Origin of the sequence: Cohnella endophytica (genome assembly GCF_003628305.1) — a bacterium.
GTDB lineage: Bacteria > Bacillota > Bacilli > Paenibacillales > Paenibacillaceae > Cohnella > Cohnella endophytica.
The window spans coordinates 430,632-448,145 of the sequence record NZ_RBZM01000007.1 but is presented as its reverse complement, the minus strand read 5'-3'; the positions used below and the strand labels follow the sequence as shown (position 1 = coordinate 448,145).

Annotated in this window: 16 protein-coding genes; 5 read left to right on the top strand and 11 right to left on the bottom strand. The window is 54.8% G+C overall.

The features are described from left to right. Window positions 1–21: 21 nt before the first annotated feature. From D7Z26_RS17960 to D7Z26_RS17925, 8 genes are all read right to left on the bottom strand, one after another. On the bottom strand, window positions 22–309 hold the full coding sequence (locus D7Z26_RS17960; RefSeq protein ID WP_120978371.1) for a hypothetical protein: 288 nt from the start codon (window positions 307–309) through the stop codon (window positions 22–24). 4 nt (window positions 310–313) lie between these two features. Further along, window positions 314–652, bottom strand: a complete 339-nt coding sequence (locus tag D7Z26_RS17955; RefSeq protein ID WP_120978369.1) for an ArsR/SmtB family transcription factor — start codon at window positions 650–652, stop codon at window positions 314–316. A 473-nt stretch (window positions 653–1,125) separates the two neighbouring features. Next, window positions 1,126–2,298 (bottom strand): winged helix-turn-helix domain-containing protein, encoded by a 1,173-nt coding sequence (locus D7Z26_RS17950; RefSeq protein ID WP_120978367.1) that lies wholly within the window; start codon window positions 2,296–2,298, stop codon window positions 1,126–1,128. Window positions 2,299–2,335: 37 nt separating this feature from the next. Then, window positions 2,336–4,102: an ABC transporter ATP-binding protein gene (locus D7Z26_RS17945; protein ID WP_120978366.1), complete on the bottom strand. Its 1,767-nt coding sequence runs from the start codon at window positions 4,100–4,102 to the stop codon at window positions 2,336–2,338. Beyond that, a complete protein-coding gene (locus D7Z26_RS17940; protein ID WP_120978364.1) occupies window positions 4,099–5,841 on the bottom strand; it encodes an ABC transporter ATP-binding protein in 1,743 nt (580 codons plus the stop codon). The genes D7Z26_RS17945 and D7Z26_RS17940 overlap by 4 nt, the downstream gene beginning before the upstream one ends. Window positions 5,842–5,964: 123 nt before the next feature. Beyond that, window positions 5,965–6,261 (bottom strand): DUF6509 family protein, encoded by a 297-nt coding sequence (locus tag D7Z26_RS17935; RefSeq protein ID WP_120978362.1) that lies wholly within the window; start codon window positions 6,259–6,261, stop codon window positions 5,965–5,967. 68 nt (window positions 6,262–6,329) lie between these two features. Then, window positions 6,330–6,824 (bottom strand): NUDIX hydrolase, encoded by a 495-nt coding sequence (locus D7Z26_RS17930; protein WP_120978361.1) that lies wholly within the window; start codon window positions 6,822–6,824, stop codon window positions 6,330–6,332. A gap of 74 nt (window positions 6,825–6,898) precedes the next feature. Next, entirely contained in the window at window positions 6,899–8,413 is a 1,515-nt protein-coding gene (locus tag D7Z26_RS17925; protein WP_120978359.1) for a DUF4153 domain-containing protein, read from the bottom strand. A gap of 119 nt (window positions 8,414–8,532) precedes the next feature. Here D7Z26_RS17925 and D7Z26_RS17920 point away from each other — a divergent pair, with 119 nt between their 5' ends. Continuing rightward, a complete protein-coding gene (locus D7Z26_RS17920; RefSeq protein ID WP_120978357.1) occupies window positions 8,533–10,245 on the top strand; it encodes an ABC transporter substrate-binding protein in 1,713 nt (570 codons plus the stop codon). A 50-nt stretch (window positions 10,246–10,295) separates the two neighbouring features. Here the strand turns inward: D7Z26_RS17920 and D7Z26_RS17915 are convergent, their stop codons facing one another. Together D7Z26_RS17915 and D7Z26_RS17910 are read right to left on the bottom strand one after the other, a co-directional pair. Further along, window positions 10,296–11,177 carry a carbon-nitrogen hydrolase family protein gene (locus D7Z26_RS17915; RefSeq protein ID WP_120978356.1) on the bottom strand — a complete coding sequence of 294 codons (882 nt, stop codon included), beginning with the start codon at window positions 11,175–11,177 and terminating at the stop codon, window positions 10,296–10,298. Window positions 11,178–11,192: 15 nt separating this feature from the next. Next, window positions 11,193–12,731: a bifunctional GNAT family N-acetyltransferase/carbon-nitrogen hydrolase family protein gene (locus D7Z26_RS17910; RefSeq protein ID WP_120978354.1), complete on the bottom strand. Its 1,539-nt coding sequence runs from the start codon at window positions 12,729–12,731 to the stop codon at window positions 11,193–11,195. Window positions 12,732–12,966: 235 nt separating this feature from the next. Between D7Z26_RS17910 and D7Z26_RS17905 the strand changes: the two genes are divergently transcribed. After that, window positions 12,967–13,494 carry a MerR family transcriptional regulator gene (locus tag D7Z26_RS17905; protein WP_120978353.1) on the top strand — a complete coding sequence of 176 codons (528 nt, stop codon included), beginning with the start codon at window positions 12,967–12,969 and terminating at the stop codon, window positions 13,492–13,494. 180 nt (window positions 13,495–13,674) lie between these two features. Next, window positions 13,675–14,577, top strand: coding sequence for a polysaccharide deacetylase family protein (locus D7Z26_RS17900; protein WP_120978351.1), 903 nt, complete (start codon window positions 13,675–13,677; stop codon window positions 14,575–14,577). Window positions 14,578–14,701: 124 nt separating this feature from the next. On the opposite strand, the gene D7Z26_RS17895 is transcribed toward D7Z26_RS17900, so the two are convergent. Then, a complete protein-coding gene (locus D7Z26_RS17895) occupies window positions 14,702–15,283 on the bottom strand; it encodes a class I SAM-dependent methyltransferase (protein ID WP_120978349.1) in 582 nt (193 codons plus the stop codon). A 476-nt stretch (window positions 15,284–15,759) separates the two neighbouring features. Between D7Z26_RS17895 and D7Z26_RS17890 the strand changes: the two genes are divergently transcribed. Together D7Z26_RS17890 and D7Z26_RS17885 are read left to right on the top strand one after the other, a co-directional pair. After that, window positions 15,760–16,788, top strand: a complete 1,029-nt coding sequence (locus D7Z26_RS17890; protein WP_120978347.1) for a MerR family transcriptional regulator — start codon at window positions 15,760–15,762, stop codon at window positions 16,786–16,788. Beyond that, the gene (locus D7Z26_RS17885; protein WP_120978346.1) at window positions 16,781–17,473 is read left to right on the top strand and encodes a class I SAM-dependent methyltransferase; all 693 of its coding nucleotides are present in this window, start codon (window positions 16,781–16,783) and stop codon (window positions 17,471–17,473) included. The genes D7Z26_RS17890 and D7Z26_RS17885 overlap by 8 nt, the downstream gene beginning before the upstream one ends. Window positions 17,474–17,514: the final 41 nt, after the last annotated feature.

Below are 17,514 nucleotides of genomic sequence, written 5' to 3'. Positions count from 1 at the left end.
CGGCTTTCTGCTTGCTGCGCTTTATTCCACGTCGCGGAGCAACTTCTCTATGGACGTCAGCCTTCCGCGAATTTCGGCGATTTCGCCGTGCAGCTTCTCTTGCCCTTCTTGGATCTGCTTCTGTTGGAGCACGACGGTTTCCGCCAGCTTGCGGTAATGCTCCTCGCGTGCAATATCGCCGCCGTTCTGGATTTGCATTTGTCTCGTCTTATGCTTTTGTTGCATGGTGGTGATGTAGCTGATCATGCCGACCACCACGACGACGATGGAGAATCCCATCCCCAGGTACCCGTAAATGTTGCCACCCATATCCCTATTCCTCCTCAAGCGTCGAAGTCTCGGCAGCGTTCTTGTCCGTCAGCGTACGAACGGCGTCTGAGATCGCGTCCGGCGTTAATAGCAACTCGAATTCCGTTAACTCATAATATTTCTTGGCCTTCCCGTCATCGGATAATTCCAAGCGCGCCGACACGAGACCCGCGATTTCCATCCGATGAAGATGCATATACAGCAACGGCCTGCTCATGCGAACCTCTCGCGCCAGCTCGCTAACGTACTTCCTGCCTTCTCTCAAGGAGGAAACGATTCGCATGCGATGGGGGTTCGCCAAAGCCTCGAAAACTTGCAGCAGCTCATTTCCGGTTAGATTCATTGGCTTGGCCCCGCTCCTGCGTAATACAGTTTTTATATGTGTAATAAATATATTACACATGAAACCTTTTGTAAAGAATGGAAATGAGCCTAGGGTTCGATGCGCGTCGCACACTATGGAATTTGTGGGTCTGGTGGGCTATGGGAATCCGAACTACGGGGTGCGAGGGATGGGAGGATTGGCGAATTGGCAGTCGAGAGAATCGAAAAAAAGCCCCCACCCGCATCGGCGAGTGAGGCCTCGATAAGCTAACCTGCATTTCCTACAGTGTGTTTGGCGCATTGTGCGACTTTTCGCCGATCAAGGTGTATTTTGCGCAGGTTGGGTGGGGGTATTGGCTCGTTTATCGCACTTTGGCTGACATTGGCCTGTATAAAATGCAGGTTGTTTCTTCTCAGAGACGAATTTGAGATATTAGACTGTACTTTCTGCAGGTTGTCGGGCATTCAACCTTGATCCTACAAATCGGCCGATTAGATAGGAGAAGCTTCATACTTCGTCCCTAAATTCGCAGCGAACTGTTCGAGGCACTTCGTAACACTCTCTCGCATAGTCGCGTTATTCGCGTCCACGTGTTCTTCCCACCACCATTGACGGATAGAGAACGGAGTGTTCTTGCGATGCTTGACCGGATCGAACCGGGCTACGATCCTGTCTCCGTACACGACGGGGAGCACGTAGTATCCGTACTGCCTTTCGGCCGCCGGCTTGTAAACCTCCCAGCGATATTCGAAGTCGAACAGCTCCTTGATCAACTGCCGGTCCCAGAGCAGGTTGTCCAGCGGGGCAAGTATGCTTGCCCGTTCTTCCCGCGAATTATACGATAAAGCCTCCCGCAGGAAAGGCTCGTCTTCGGTTCGCATATACAGCGGATGCGCTATGCCCTCCACTTGGATGTCCACGATAAGCTTTTCTTCCGTCAGCCTAGCGAACGCTTCGTTCCTCTGGCTGCTTTTTAATCCGCGGATACCCAGCCATGCGTCGCTCGGTCTGTTCCATAGGAGCCCCACGCTGCCGATGCGCCGAAGCACGTACCAGGCATAATATTGCTCGTCCGTCTCGAAAGGATCAGGCGAGGCGTGCAATTCTTCCGGAATCAAACGCTCCGTCAGATCATAATACTTGCGGGTGTTGACCTTATGGTGAATGCTCAGATGCCCGCCATGATACATGCCTTCCAGCGCGGCGCGGGACAACCTTGTCGGCCCCCATGCCCAATCCACCTTCTCGTCGTCGTCCAGATCGCCGGAGCACAAAAACCCTCTGCTCTCGATCTCGCTTCGTACCCGATTCACAGCCGATTCGTTGGACAGGCACCATGCCCCGTAATGCTCGCGAAGCCGTTTGAAATAAGGCCAATCTTCCACGGGGAAAATCGACATTTGCTTGTCCCAATAGTCGATGAGCTTGCGATCCTGATACAATAGCCCGCTCAGCATGCCGCGGTCGAAATCTTCGATTCGGGACTGCAAGACAAGCTCCGGGTTGGTTCCTACGACGTTAAGCGGATCATATTGAATGCACCCTACGCGCCTAAAGTAAGCAAGCATTCCTTCCTTGCCTCTAAACTCGAAATCGCCGCTTAATCCTTGGAGGATCAACATGAATCTTCTAGCTTGTTGCTTCGTTATTGCGATGGCAGCCATTTTTCTCACCCCGGAGGCTTAAATATTAGCACTTCGCCTATACGGCCATCGAAGCCTTTTCCCCTTTTTGCAGCTGATACATCTTATAGTAACGTCCTTCGAGCGCCATCAACTCGTCATGATCGCCGCGTTCGACGATCTCCCCGCGGTGCAGGACGAGAATCTGGTTCGCTTCCCTGATCGTGGACAGCCGATGGGCGATGACGAGTGTCGTGCGCCCTTCGCTTACGACCTTGAGCGCTTGCTGGATCAGGCCTTCCGTCTCGCTGTCGATGCTGGCCGTCGCCTCGTCGAGAATGAGGATCGAAGGGTCGAACGCAAGCGCCCTCGCGAAGGAAATAAGCTGGCGTTGTCCGGAAGACAACGTGCTGCCCCGCTCCACGACTTGCTCGTCGTAGCCGTTCGGAAGCTGCTCGACGAACGAAGCCGCTCCGACATCCTTCAGCGCCTTCTTCACCCGCTCCAACGTAATGTCTCCATTGTACAAGCTTACGTTGAACTTAATATCGCCCGCGAACAAGTACGGATCCTGCAACACGATACCCATATGCTTGCGCAACGCTTGCTTCGACAACCCGGAGATATCCTCTCCGTCGATTGTGATCCGGCCAGTTCCCGGCTCGTAGAATCCGAGCAGCAGATTGATGATCGAGCTCTTCCCCGAGCCCGTGTGCCCGACCAACGCGACGGTTTCTCCCTTGCGCGCCTCGAAGGAGATGTTCTTTAGCACGTTCTCGCCTTCGTTGTAAGCGAAGGTAACGTCCTCGAACTTCACGACGCCTTGCGGGCGTCCGACTTCTCCCGTCTCTTCGACGTCTTCGCCCTCCAGGTCCAGAATCGCGAACACCTTCTCCGCCGAGACGAAAGCTCTCTGCGCGTTCGTCAGTTGATCGAAGATTCCGATGATCGGATTGAAGACGCGTCCCAGATAATCGATGAATACATAGAAAACGCCGAACGAGATGGCCGTTCCCTCGAGTGAGCTGCGGCCGAAGTACCAGATGACGAACGCCGTCACCAAGCTTCCGATCGTACCCACGATATTGCGGGAAGATAAGGAGAACACGCGGAACTGCTTAACCTGGTTCACGTAGCGGTCCTCGTTCAGAACCTCGAACTCTTCGAGCGTTACCTTCTCCCTGCGAAACGCTTGGATGATCGGCATGACCGCGATCGACTCGCTGATCATCGCGTTCATGTCGCTTAAGCGTGCGCGCATGACGGCAATGTACTTTTTCGAATATTTTAGATGAACGTACATGATGAGCGCGAATACAGGCGGCAAGAGCAGCGTATACGAGGCCAGCCTCGCATCTAACAAGAACAAGGCGACGAAAATGCCCGTTAACTGCACGAAGCTGACGACGAACGTCGCCATGAAGCTCATGAACAGATCGCGAATCGCTTCCGTGTCGTTGGCGATGCGCGACACGACTTGGCCGATCGGCGTATTGTCGAAGTAACGGAGCGATATGCGCTGGATGTGCCCCATGAGATCCATCCGCATGTTCTTGATGATTCGCAGAGCCGTAGATTGCAGGGTGTAGGATTGTACGTAATTACAAATTCCGGCAAGAACGATCAGTCCGATATAGAAGGCCAGCAACGACAGCACCGGAGCCATATCGCCGTCCGGCTTGGATAGATGTTTATCGATAATCGTCTTGATTAAATAAGGTCCGCCTAACTCCGAACCTACCGCGCAGCAGAGCACGAGAATCGCGCCCAGAATTCGGAATTTGTAGACGAGCGCGTACGCTAATAACCTTCTCGATGTAGATAGTTTGTTCGGGGATGCATTCATTCCTCTAGACTCGCCTCCATCTGCTGGCGTTCCCATTGTTCCTTATACCAGCCGCCATGAAGCATAAGCTGGTCGTGGGTGCCTTCTTCGCGGATCCGTCCTTCGTCCAGCACGACGATCCAATTGGCGTGGCTGACGGCGGACAGCCTGTGCGTCGTGATTAACGTCGTCCGCCCCGCTCGTTCCCGGCGGATATTCGCGATAATCCGGCTTTCCGTTCTCGCGTCCACCGCGGACAACGAATCATCGAGCAACAGTATCTCCGAATCGACGAGCAGCGCTCTCGCGATCGCGAGCCGTTGTTTCTGGCCTCCGGACAGCATGACGCCGTTCTCGCCTACGATCGTATTCAAACCCTCGGGCATTTGGGCGATATCCTGGGCGAAAGAAGCCATCTCGACCGCGTTCCCGATTTCCTCCGGCGTCGCGTCCGGCTTGCCCAGCGCGATGTTCTCGCGGATCGTCTTGGATAACAACAGGTGTTCTTGCGGGACGTAAGCGATCCATTTCTTCATCCGATCCAAGGAGATTCTCTCGACAGGTACGCCCGAGACGACAAGCTTCCCGGGATCGATCGGATATTGCCGCAACAGTTGCTTGAGCAACGTGCTCTTGCCGCTGCCCGTCTTACCGACGATGCCGAGCGTTTCCCCCCGCCCGACGCTCACGGAAACATCGGAAAGGCTAGGATGGGTCGACGTCGGGTAAGTAAAGCTTAACGCTCTCATATCGATAGATGTCGGCGACGACAGTTCGACCGGATCCGGCGCGTCCTCCACATCGGCAGGCTGGCTCAATGCTTTCTGCAGCCGTTCGGCCGAGGCGCTCCCCCGTTGCAAGACGTTAATGAATTCCCCGAAGGAAATCATCGGCCAGATCAGCATTCCTAAGTAAATGTTGAAGGAAATGAGTTGTCCTAGCGAGATGTCCTCCTGAAAAACGAGATAAGAACCGTATCCGATGCCGATGCTGTAGCTGGCGCCCACGATGAGCGAGATGAGCGGCTGGAACAGCGCGTTAACGCTGGACACTTGCCTGTTCTTGTCCATCACCTCGGACGTCATTCGGTCGAACGCGCGAAGATCGTCGTTCTCCTGCACGTAGGAACGAATGACCCGAATGCCGGAAATCGACTCCAGCACATGATCGTTCATCTTGCCGAACGATTCTTGCGCCGCGATGAAGCGGACACGGACCTTATTCCCCAGCTTGCTGATGACGAAGACGAGGAGCGGCAACGGAATCAACGCGGCGATCATCAGCTTCGCGCTAATGAAGGAAAGCATCATCGCGACGACGACCGATGCCCCTACGAGCGTATTCACGAGCGTCATGACTCCGTAGCCCGCCGTCTGCCCGATCGCGAGCACGTCGTTCGTCGCGAGCGCCATCAGTTGGCCCGTCGTGTTGCGTTGGTAGAACGCGGGCGTCATTCTCGTCAGATGCTTCAAGAGTCGCGATCTGAGCATTTTCTCGATCAAGATGGAATTCCCGAATAAGGTCGTAATCCATATGTAGACCATCGCGTATAAGAGCAGCGCTAAGCAGACGAGCAGGAGGACCGATCGGCTTAGCTCCGAGGAGGTCAAGTCATGCTTGTTCATGGCGTCGATCGTATTCCCGATCAGCCTGGGAGGAATCATCGACAGCAAGCTAACCGCGGTCATGATTCCGATAGCTACCGCGTAACTCCCCCATCGCTCCTTGAAAAACCATTTCAAACGTATGACGAAAGACAAGCTTCCACCTCTTCCCATTTTATGCGAATCTGTTTCGATCTTACCTTTAGAATCCAGCCAAGTCTACGCGAACAGCAGGCTTTTGGAGAAAAAAAAGCCAAGGCCCATGCCCCGGCTTTCCCTCTATTCCTCGGCCTCTTGGTAATGCTCCTGGCAGAAAGCGGCTAACTCCGCTTCCTCTTCGGTTTCCAGATCGAAGTCGAGGCGGCGATCGGTCGTCTTCTCGATCAAGCCGTAGCTGACGATGCTGCCGATCTCTCCGTCCACCTTGTAGATAGCTTTGATATAGATTCCTTTGTCCGAGTATAGCTCGTCTTCCTCGTCGATATCCAAGTCGATGATGAATTCGTAACGCTTCCCTACCAGAATTTGAAAGGGATCCTTCACTAGCTCCACGCTGTATTCCGTAACTCCGAACATGCTCTCATCCTTCCTCATGCCTGTCTCGCTGAATAGCTGACCTCATTATACACGGAATCGGCATGAAATTACGATGAGCTGCCTTGCGGTTCCAACTGCCCCGACTCCGTCCGTATGTAGCCCGCTTTACGCAGCAGATACTCCGTGAACGGATTCAGTTCCGGGATCGGGCGATCCAAAGGGAAATACTTGAGCTCGTACCCCTCGTCGTCGTTGACGAAGGGAACCCCTTCTACGCCGACAGCTTCGTATATGGCCACCACGTTGTAGATTTCGTCGCCATGGGGATACTTGTAGTACATGTCCTTGCCGGAGTACACCGCGATAAACTTAAACGATGTCGCCCTTAACCCGGCCTCCTCGAATAATTCGCGTTCAGCCGTCTCTTCCAACGATTCCCCTAGCTCCATTGACCCGCCGATCGTTCCCCAGTCCCCGGTATCCGTTCTTCTCTGCAGCAACAGCCGCCCCTCGCCGTCCAATACGATCACGCAAGCGCCCGCCATAATGAGCGGTCTCGAGCCGACCAACTTTCTTAATTCCTTGATATAACCTGCTGGCATTCCCTATTCCTCCTCCTTATTTTCGGCAAATCACGGCCTTAAATTTCCCTCATACCTCGTGCTTATTCTCCGCTTTATTCCCTAAACAAGTCATGAAGCTTTTCCTCCGCCGCGTAAACGGATAAATTAAACGACTGCCAAGGGCGACGGCTTTCGTTCGCCAGCTCCTTCCATCTATCCTTCAGTAGCGGCTTTAATCCCGGATATTCCTTCTTGCTGAATTCCGCCAAGAGCGGCATGGCATCCGCGGATAAGGTGCTCAAATACTGAGGATCGATCGCCCCGCCTTCACGGTACCTGTCGATGTTGTTGCCGGCGATCACGCGGTCCATGCCCACGTAATTCATGAATACGTACGACGCCAAGCCGATGACGATATAACACTTGGCTAGCGGAATGACGTCCGTCCGGATGCGGATCGCCGCAATGATCAGAAGAATCGCCAAGAAGATCATGAACGCGTGCACGAGAAAACGGATATACGTGTAGCCGTACATTTCCTCGTACAGAATGAGCCGCGAATACGCCGAATACAGCATGACGCCGGAGCATCCGACCAGCAAGTAGAGCAGCTTTGAGATTAGGCTTCGCAGCCTGGCCGGATCCTCCGCCCCCCGGGAGAGAAGCGCGATAATGAGGATGGCGAAGTTGATGAACGATACGGCAACGAGCTCCATGAACCCGCTTCTGGCGTATTCCGCATAGGTCTTGCCGTCCGGCAACGCGCCTTCCCACGCTCCGAATAAGTAGGAGAACTGCAAGACGACGAACAGCACGTAGACGACGTTCACCGATACGAGCAGCGTGGCCATAATGATCGGGTCGATTCGCATGCTCACGTACTGCGATTCCTCCGGCACCGATTTCGTCACCGTACGGTCAACCTTTACGCTTGATCGCCCCGGCTTCACGAACCCCCATAAATAGCAGAAGAACGCGATACCCGCCAGGAGGATCCAGAGCAACCGGGAAACGCCTTCGCCGATGGACAGGCCGTTCCACCAATCCGGAAATCCGCTTAAAGCGCGCTGGAACACTCCGTCCGCCGAGGCCAGCAAATTCACGACGACGATTAACAGCGGTACCGAGATACACAAGCCGATAAGCACTTTTCCGAGAGCGCTTTTACGTTGCGTCCCGCCCTTTCTAGCCGCCGTCACCCGCACGATCCGGAACACCGTAGGGACATGGCGCATGCTCAAGGCAAACAGATGGGTCAGCGCCTCTTCGATGATCCGGATATCCCACCAAGGAATTCTTTTCGCTCCGCGCAAATAGGCCATATGAAGAAAAACAAGCGGCGGAATCGCGAGAAAATTAAGCGCCGAGAAGAACGGGTTATTGAACAAGGCATAAGTAAGGGAAAGCAGCATCACTACCGCGAACATAAACCAGCCGAACCCCGAAATCTCCCGCAATCGGTTCCTCCTATCGTGGAGCAAGTATGCGTAGAGCAGTAGAATGAAGATCGGATAAGATACCCCGATTATCGCGCCGTAGAACAAATATTGATTGGCGATGGCGAGCATGAATGCCCCTATGAGCCCAACGATTGGGCGCACTGCCGTTCCTTTACCTAACGGATCCATTGGAGGACCTCCCGCTTCTCGTTTTCTAATGCCTATTGTAGATGTTAAAATAGGAAAATAAAGAGAAATAAACTTGCGCGGAATTTCCTATTTTACAGGAGAGAAGGGGGACGAGGAGGATGAAGCTTCACCGGCAATTCCTTCGGCTTCACGCCAGATATGGCGAAGCTGCTAGCGCGGACACGACGCTTGAAGAGATCGGACAATTGCTCGAATGCACGTCCAGGAACGCGACGAATATTATCGGGGCGATGAGCCGCAACGGCTGGATTTCCTGGGAGGCGAGCCGCGGGCGCGGGCGCCGTTCCTCGTTGCGCTTCCTCGTGCAGCCGGAGGAAATCGCGGTACAATCCATGATGCAGGCGATCAACCGCAAAGACGTGACCCAAGCGATCGACCAGATGAGAACCTACAAGGGCTCATCGGCGCTGCAAGAGCATCTGCAAGGCTGGTTGCTCACTTACTTCGGCCATCATACGGAAACGTTCAGCGACCGTCAGATCGATATGCTCCGGCTTCCGATCCGACAGCCCCTTCATACCGCGGATCCGCTCTATATGAATTTCCTGGCGGAAGCATTCGTATCGAGCAACGTCTTCGACGGTCTGGTCCGCCGGACGGAGCGGCGCGACGAGATTCTGCCGGCCATCGCCCACGCCTGGGAGACCGACGGCAGCCGCACGAAGTGGACTTTCTATCTGCGCAAGGAAGTTTTATTCCACCATGGCAAGGTGCTGACGGCGGACGACGTCGTTTTTTCCTTCGAGCGCCTGATCCGCTCCTCCCGGCGGACGCTGTACAATTTCATTTACAAGCAGATCGCTTCCGTCCGTGCGTTGAATCCGACGACCGTACGTTTCGAGCTGGAGGAGCCGAACGAGCTGTTCCTTCCTTTCCTGTGCACAAGCCGCGCCGCGATCGTGCCGAAGGATCTGAACCAACTGGGAACGCTGCGTTTCGGAACTTCTCCTCTCGGGACGGGACCGTTCAAGGTAACGGAAATGAACGAGGGCTTATGCGCGCTGGAGGTATTCTCTCCCCATTTTCAAGGACGCGCGCATTTGGACCGGGTCGAGATCGTGCACGTGCCCTGGGAGGCGGAGTCGGCCGGAAGCGCGGGAGAGCAACTGTCCCCGTTCCATGTCATGCACGACAGCGCTGCCTCCGCGAGAACTTGGAGCCGCATTCACTCGGACACGACGGTCAGGAAGTTCATTACTTGCAATACGCAGAAGGCCGGACCGTTAACCGATCCGACCGTTCGCGCCCATCTATTCTCTTGTTTAAGCGAGTCCGGATCGCGTAAGCCAAGAGCTTCAAGCCGCGTTAGGCAGCCCCGCGACGACCGACAATCCGACATGCCCCTGCGGATCGCGACCATTCCTCCTTACAAATCGGAGGCCGATGCGCTCGCGGCCAAGCTCGCGACTTACGGCTACGCATGCGAAGTCGCCTCCGTACCCCCGGAAGAATTCAAAGGCCCGATCCGGCTCGCTTCCGACCTGATCCTCTTCTCCTCGTATCGCGACCAAGACGAGCAGTTGCGAAGATTCGATCTGTACATGACGATATCCGAGCATGTGGACGCCCACGCGCGAATCGACATCGAGATCGCGCTCCAGCGCGTACGCAAAGAGCCCGATCCGTCCGCGAGGACGTTCGAGCTCGATAAGATCGAGAGGCTTCTGACCAAGGAGCATCTCTTGTTCGTTTTGTCGGAGAAGCCCGTGCCGACCGCCTATTTGCCATCTGTGCGGGGAGTGACGTTTAACTCGCAAGGCTGGGTCAACCTTCGAACGATTTGGTTTCCTCCGCCAGGAAGCACGGATTAAAGACTGCGATCCCATGGGCTGGCGCGAGGAAGCCTCGAACTCCCGCTGTCTTATTCGTGCGACGTCTTCTTGTGTTCCTGCTCGTAGAAATCCGGCCGGCGATCGTAGAACGGAGCGACCGCCCCGCGTTCGCGGTTCTCCCGAAGCCGGTGGAAATCGACTTCGGCGAGTACGGTCATGTCCAGATTCGTCTCGCCGACCTGCAGTATCCCTTCCGGCTCGAACGGAAGATCGCACGGCGTGAACACGCCCGCTTGGCAGTAACCCGAATCGACCTGCGGCCTGTCTTCCGATAACGAGCCGACGAGCCCGCTAAGCGCGACGTACAGCTGGTTCTCGACCGCTCGCGCCTGACAGCAATACCTTACGCGGTAATATCCGTATGCGCTGTCCGTATAGGAGGGGCATAATAGAAGCTCCGCTCCCCGCAGCGCCGCGATTCTCGCAAGCTCGGGGAACTCCATGTCGTAACAGGTGAGAATCGCCATTTTGCCCCATGCCGTCTCGAATACGTTAAGCTCCTCGCCCGCGGCGAGCGGCCAGCGGATCTGCTCCTCCGGCGTCAGATGCACCTTGCTCTGCGTCTCGATCCGGCCGTCCGGGAAAAAGAGATACGCTTTGTTCGCGTACTCGCCTTTCTCCTTGCAAATATGCGTACCCGCCAGAATCGCGATTCCCTGCTCTTCGCTGAGCGTTCGGAAGAACCGCACGTATTCGTCCGTGCGCCGATCCAACGAATAGCAAGCGTCGTCATGCAGCATCGCCGGCTCCAAGCTAAGCAAGTGCGCGGTCAAATACTCGGGAAAGACGATCATCTCCGCGCCCTGCTCGGCCGCGTCGCGAACCTTCTCCTTGATTCCCGTCCAGAATTGCTCTTCGGTCTGGATATCCGTTAGTCCATATTGGGTCGTCGCGATGATAAGCTTCTTCATAGTCACCTCTGGAAGTTATGAACGTTTTTGCAAAGAATAGAGATCCGTGCGCCGATCGCGGAACGACAGCGCTTCTTGAGATTTACGATACCTCTCCAGCGTTTCCATGTCTACCTCCGCCATGATAACCGTTTCCGTATTCTCGCTGCATTCTCCGGCGATGCCGTCGCGAGGGAACGAGAAGTCCGCCGGCGTATAGATGGCCGATTGCGCGTACTGGACGTCCACGTTATCTACGTGCGTCAGGTTACCGACCGTGCCTGCCGTTACGATGAACAATTGATTCTCGATCGCCCGGGCTTGGGCGCAATATTTGACCCTCAGGAACGTCTGGCGATCCTCCGCGCAGAACGGGACGAAAATAATCTGAGCCCCCTCCTCCGCCATGATTCTGGACACCTCCGGGTATTCGACGTCGCTGCTAAGCTGGATCGAGACTTTGCCGCAATCCGTCTCGAATACGCCGATCTCGTTGCCCCCGTTAATCCCCCACCATTTACGCTCGTTCGGCGAAATATGCAGCTTATACTGCTGTTCGATCGTTCCGTCCCTGCGGAACAAATGCGCCACGTTATAGATCCGGTTATTGCTCTCCACGAAATGGGAACCGCCGACGATGTTGACGTTGTACTTCACCGCCAGCTCCGTGAACAACTCCACGTACTCGGTCGTGTAAGTCGACAGCTTGCGAACGGCGAGGCTCGGCGAGCGCTCTTCCAGAAAGCTGAGCAGCTGCATAGTTAAATTTTCCGGGAAAACGGCGAAATCCGATTTGTAGTCCGAGGCCACGTCGACGTAATGCTCGCATTGGGTCGCGAATTCCTCGAAGGAATCGATTTTCTTCATCATATATTGGATGACGCAGATTCGGACCGGAAAGGACATCTTGTAATGCGTCTTATTGATGCTGGGCCGGAATTCGATATTGTTCCATTCCAGCAACGCGGCGAAGTTTTTCGAATCGGCGTCGTCGGACAAATACCCCGTAATGATTCGCTTGAGCGTAAAACCGTTCATCATCTGAAAAGTGAGCACAGGATCGTAGATGTTCTGCTGCAGCACTTCCTCCGCGTACTCTCTCGGGGACATCCGGTCGCTATAGTGGTGATACCCCGGGATTCGTCCTCCGACGATGATGCTCTTCAGATTCAGATGCTCCGCCAGCCGCTTGCGGGCTTCGTACAGCCTTCTGCCGATTTTCATCCGACGGAACTCCGGATGCACCATAACTTCCATGCCGTACAGATTGCCCCCGCGCGGATTATGATTGCGAATATTTCCTTTGTCCGTAATCTCAGAGTAGGTATGCTGCTCCAGATAATCATCGAAGTTGACGATCAGGCTGGAACACGAGCCGATGATCTCCCCGTCGTATTCGACGCAGATTTGGCCCTCCGGGAAAATGCGGACATGATTCTCGAGCTGGGTCAGCTTCCAAGGATCCATGTTCGGAAAACAGAGATTCTGCAGCGCGATGATTTTGCCGAAATCCTCGCGTTCAATGTTTCGGATAATGATCTTCTTCTCGAATTGAGAGAGTTGGTCGGTTGTCATATCGGATGAGCTCCTTAATCAGGGCATTTATCTCTATTGTACCCATTCGTTTCATTGCCCTATCAACGGATTGTATTCCCTGCGTAAACTTCTAGAATTTGGCGTACTTAACCTGCCCGAAGGCTCGAACTTCCACTTTGTTTGGCGAACGGGCACTACCTTTGTCGTCCGCGCAGGGAGGCGGGCGCGCGCCTCGAATTAGGTAAGCAAACCGAATAAGAATGGAGAGGTTACCATGAACAATCTGAAGACTAAGGAAGCCTCGGAGCTCCTCGGCGTCAGCCAAACGACCGTCAAAAGATGGGCTTCCCACTATCCCTCGACTTTTAGGAAGGACAGTTTGGGTCACTATATGTTTTCCGGGCAGGACGTTAATTTGCTGCTTCATATTAAAGACCAGATCGAACTCGGAAGAACGCTGGACCAAATCTCGCTCCCAGGCCCCTCGCCACTAGAGTCGATCCGCAAGGCGGAGTCGTTCGCTCAGTCTCGGGAGGAGAGCGAGCTAATGTCCCGGATCCGGGAAGTCGAACGGTCGCTTCAACAGAAAGCGGACGAAGTCGTCTCCGCGCAAGTGCTTCAGCATCGGTCGGAATTGGACGAACTACGGCAGATGGTCGCGCAGTTGGCGGCCACCGTCGAGAATTTGCAAAGTAAAAACGCCAAACCGGGCTCGATTCCGAACGAGGATTTCCGTCTTCCCTCCCTACCTTCGAGCCCCTCGAACCCTCCGAAGAAAAAAGGTTTCTTCCGCCGACATTAAAAATAAATTTTCGACGATTTTCCTCAAACTTTTTCGTTCCTCTATCGTCTATATTAATAACCAAAAAGAACAGAATGCGATGTCGGTCCATGCGGGCGGGGATGGGGATCCCTCCCGCGCGGATCATCCCCAAGCGCCTCTCGTTTCTGGCTGGAAAGAGGAATCGTGGAGGAACGGGCAATGCGGGGAAAACGCGTGAAAAAAAGGAGACGTACCTTGGCGGGTACGCTCGGCTTTATGCTGCTAGTGGCCGGAATCTATGCGGGATTCACGGCGAAAGAATGGAAGATTGGCGGTCCGATGGTGTCCAGCGTCGTCGACGCGGCGCCGCCTGCCGAAACGGCGACCTCTTCGCCGCCAGTTGGAGTCGAGTCTCCGGCTCCGACTCCAGCGCCGACTCCCACGCCGACTCCGAAACCGCCGGAAGTGGCAGTCAGACCGCCGGAGATTCATCATCCGGAGCAATACAAGAATCGCAAGCTCGTCGCTCTTACATTCGACGATGGGCCCGATAACAATTATACGACTAAGATTTTGGATATTCTCGAAGAGCAACACGTAAAAGCTACCTTCTTCCTCGTCGGTACCCAAGTCGTCAAATATCCCGCGACGGCTAAGAGAATCGTGGACGAAGGGCATTCGATCGGCAATCATTCTTGGTCCCATAGCGATCTGTCGAAACTATCGGGCGATGCTCTCGAACTGCAAATCGGCAAAACCCAGCAGGCCATCATCCAAGCGACCGGAGTGACTCCCGGCTTGATGCGAGCTCCTTATGGCGCATTGTCCGACGGTGTGTTGGATGCGATCCATCGGGATGGCATGAAGCATATTTATTGGACCGTCGATACGAAAGACTGGGCAGGCAGCTCCGTCGCGAGCATTCGCAAGAACGTGCTTGATCATACCCATAAGGGCGGAATCATTCTCATGCATTCCTTCGGCGGAAAGAAGAACGCGCTCGACCACACGGTGAAAGTACTTCCTACGATCATCAAGGATTTGCAAGCGCGCGGCTACGAGTTAGTAACCGTAGACGAACTGATCGACTCCGAGCAGGTTCACCCTTCCGTCATCAAATAATCGCAAACAACCGCGTTTTGCCGTCTTCGACGGCAGGGCGCGGTTGTTTGCGATTTCGACGGATGGGATGGGACGTGGTTCGGCGAAGTGCGGTGGGACGGACATGAACCGATCTCCCGGGTGTTTACGCCTCCACCCTCCATTGGTCTCCTTTGTCGTACACGTAAAGGGCCGTCCGATATAGATCGTCGCATTGGATCACTTTAGCCGCTTTCCATCCCGGGATCGCGAAGCAGATGCTGATGACCCGGGTTTCCGGCGCCAATCGTTGCCGCAAGATCGGATCTAATCGCTTCATCGCTCCCGGATAGAGGTAACAGAGGACGATATCCGCGTCTTCGTACGAGTGCCGGTAGATGTCGCCATATCGGAAAGAGGCTCGCGGCTGAAGTCCGAACGTTAGCCACGACGCCATTCGCGAATAGAACAGCGGAATCGGGGAGTTCTCGATCCCGCGCACCCGCCACCCGTCGCAGTTCTTCGCGACGGAGAGACCTAGCGTTCCCCAGCCCGAGCCCGCTTCCACGATCAGGCCGGGCGGTTGATTAAGCCGTGTAATTTCGTCGGCTACCGCCCGCCTAACCCGAGCCGACGAGGGCATCGGGGAAATGCCGTTTCGCCAGCTCGCATAGACGATCGACAACACGGCGATCAACGAGATGGCGATGAACAGGATTGACGCGGCGAGGTCCCATTCTAGTTGCATGATGATCCTCCTATCATTTCTTTAAGTCGGTTGGTATATTGTGGTGATTTATAGATGAATGTCGATCTTTAAACAGTAACCGGATTAAGGTGGCGCGTCAAAGACGCGGAGGCTTCGAAGTCGGAATCAGCGCGCAGGACCGATGGAACGGCGGAAGGGCAAGCCATCGCCGGATGGGATTACAGGGCACCGGCTAGCCTGCATTTACTACAGTTTGTTGGGAGAGCAATTTGCGATTTTGAGCGGTTGAAATGTATTTTGTGCAGGTTGTTCGGGGGTTTTTGCTCGTATGGCTCGTATTTGGGGAAATCGCCTGTACTTTTTGCAGGCTGATTTGTCTTAACACGCTGTTTGGCCGAAACCTGCTGTACCTTTTGTAGGTTGAAGCGCTGTCGAGCGGGGCAAATGCGATTAAATTGCCCTCTTTACCTTCACGTAACGTGAAGGTTTACAATGAGTTTAATGGGGGTGCGAATATGCGGATTACAGAGGTAGCGAACAAGTTGAACATCTCGCCGAGAGCGATTCGATTCTATGAGGAGAAGGGATTGTTATCTCCGGCCAAGCATCGGGATAATCAATACCGCGACTTCTCGGAACAGGATGTATGGCGGCTGCAAACCGTTATTTCACTACGGGAGGCGGGGATGCCTATCGCGGATATTCGCTCCGCCCTGGCCGGCATGGGCGACAACGATGCCGGGGAGTTGCAATATTACTTAGAGCTTCAGCGGTCGGTCATGATGTCGGAATGGCTGCAGATAAAGCAAGTCATCGAAACGACGGAGCGGATGATCGCTTTGGTGAAGAGCGAACGATCGCTGCCGCTCGAGCATATTTTCCGGCTGGCGGAGGCGTCCAAGGAACTGAGGGAGCACCGCGGCAACTGGCAGGATAAATGGGACTTCGATTTATTAGCGTCCACTCACGACGAACGGGTAGCCGAGAATCAAGGAAACTATGCGGACTATGACCGAGCCCTGGATTTAATTGCGGAACGCGTGCGACCGAAGGACAATGAGCTAGGTCTGGATATCGGGACGGGAACGGGAAACCTGGCGGCACGTTTCAAGCAAGCCGGCGCTCGTATGTCGGGCGTGGATCAATCAAAGGAAATGCTTCGGCTCTGCCAAGTCAAACATCCCGGGTTGGAGACGAGAGTAGGCAATTTCCTCGCGCTGCCGTATTTGGAAGAGCAGTTCGACTTCGTCGTATCCAGCTTCGCTTTCCACCATCTGGGTCCGGAGCAACAATTGCTGTCTTTGGATGAAATGAAGCGAGTGCTTAAGTCAAATGGCAGAATCGGCATCGCCGATCTGATGGTCAGCGGCATCCCTGCCGATTCCGCCGATTCCGTTGCTTCGCGCTCGCAACCGCCCGAATGCATTGACTTGGATAGGCTGCTCCCTTGGTTCGCGGACAACGGATTCCGTGCCGATGTTCAGCGCGTCAACGAATGGCTCCACGTTTTATGCGCGTACAAGGAGGTAGAATCGCTTGACTGAACCCGATCACGATAAGATTTACCGTCAAGAAGCCCTGCAATACCACGAATTGATCGCCAAGCAGCCGGAGCTTTCGAGCCTCATAGACGAACTATGCCCGATCGACGGATTGGATGTCGTTGATATGGGCGCAGGCACCGGCAGGTTATCCGTCGCGCTCGCGCCGCGCGTACGATCTCTCGTCGCCCTCGACGCCTCGGAAGCCATGCTGCGCATCACCGCCGACAGGCTGCGTTCAGCCGACATATCCAATTGGAAAACTGCGGTCGCCGATCATCGCAAATTGCCTCTCGCGGATCATAGGGCCGATCTGGTTGTGTCCGGCTGGAGCATCTGTTACTTAGCGAGCAGCAACGATCCGGACTGGGAAAGGAATCTCGCCGCCGTGATCGGAGAAATCCGTCGCGTGCTCCGTCCGGGCGGAACTGCGATTATATTCGAGACAATGGGTACGGGTTTCGAGACTCCCCATCCACCCGACTTTCTGCGTTCCTACTACGCGGCGCTCGAAAGAGATTACGGCTTCTCCCATCGCTGGATCAGAACGGATTACGAGTTCGACGACATCCGGCAGGCCGAGCAGCTCTCCCGCTTTTTCTTCGGGGACGAACTGGCGGACAAGGTCGTTCGGGACAATCTCGTTCGACTCCCCGAATGCGCCGGCGTGTGGTGGCGACTCGAGTAAAGGAAAACACAACCCGTATTTCGCGCAAAAAAACGACTTCC

Bases quoted from the DNA above. Each gene is read 5' to 3' on its own strand.
- D7Z26_RS17900 (WP_120978351.1), top strand. From the start codon at position 13,675: ATGCGGGGAAAACGCGTGAAAAAAAGGAGACGTACCTTGGCGGGTACG.
- D7Z26_RS17890 (WP_120978347.1), top strand. From the start codon at position 15,760: ATGCGGATTACAGAGGTAGCGAACAAGTTGAACATCTCGCCGAGAGCG.
- D7Z26_RS17910 (WP_120978354.1), bottom strand. From the start codon at position 12,731: ATGACAACCGACCAACTCTCTCAATTCGAGAAGAAGATCATTATCCGA.
- D7Z26_RS17905 (WP_120978353.1), top strand. From the start codon at position 12,967: ATGAACAATCTGAAGACTAAGGAAGCCTCGGAGCTCCTCGGCGTCAGC.
- D7Z26_RS17920 (WP_120978357.1), top strand. From the start codon at position 8,533: ATGAAGCTTCACCGGCAATTCCTTCGGCTTCACGCCAGATATGGCGAA.
- D7Z26_RS17960 (WP_120978371.1), bottom strand. From the start codon at position 309: ATGGGTGGCAACATTTACGGGTACCTGGGGATGGGATTCTCCATCGTC.
- D7Z26_RS17895 (WP_120978349.1), bottom strand. From the start codon at position 15,283: ATGCAACTAGAATGGGACCTCGCCGCGTCAATCCTGTTCATCGCCATC.
- D7Z26_RS17950 (WP_120978367.1), bottom strand. From the start codon at position 2,298: ATGGCTGCCATCGCAATAACGAAGCAACAAGCTAGAAGATTCATGTTG.
- D7Z26_RS17935 (WP_120978362.1), bottom strand. From the start codon at position 6,261: ATGTTCGGAGTTACGGAATACAGCGTGGAGCTAGTGAAGGATCCCTTT.
- D7Z26_RS17945 (WP_120978366.1), bottom strand. From the start codon at position 4,102: ATGAATGCATCCCCGAACAAACTATCTACATCGAGAAGGTTATTAGCG.
- D7Z26_RS17930 (WP_120978361.1), bottom strand. From the start codon at position 6,824: ATGCCAGCAGGTTATATCAAGGAATTAAGAAAGTTGGTCGGCTCGAGA.
- D7Z26_RS17955 (WP_120978369.1), bottom strand. From the start codon at position 652: ATGAATCTAACCGGAAATGAGCTGCTGCAAGTTTTCGAGGCTTTGGCG.
- D7Z26_RS17925 (WP_120978359.1), bottom strand. From the start codon at position 8,413: ATGGATCCGTTAGGTAAAGGAACGGCAGTGCGCCCAATCGTTGGGCTC.
- D7Z26_RS17915 (WP_120978356.1), bottom strand. From the start codon at position 11,177: ATGAAGAAGCTTATCATCGCGACGACCCAATATGGACTAACGGATATC.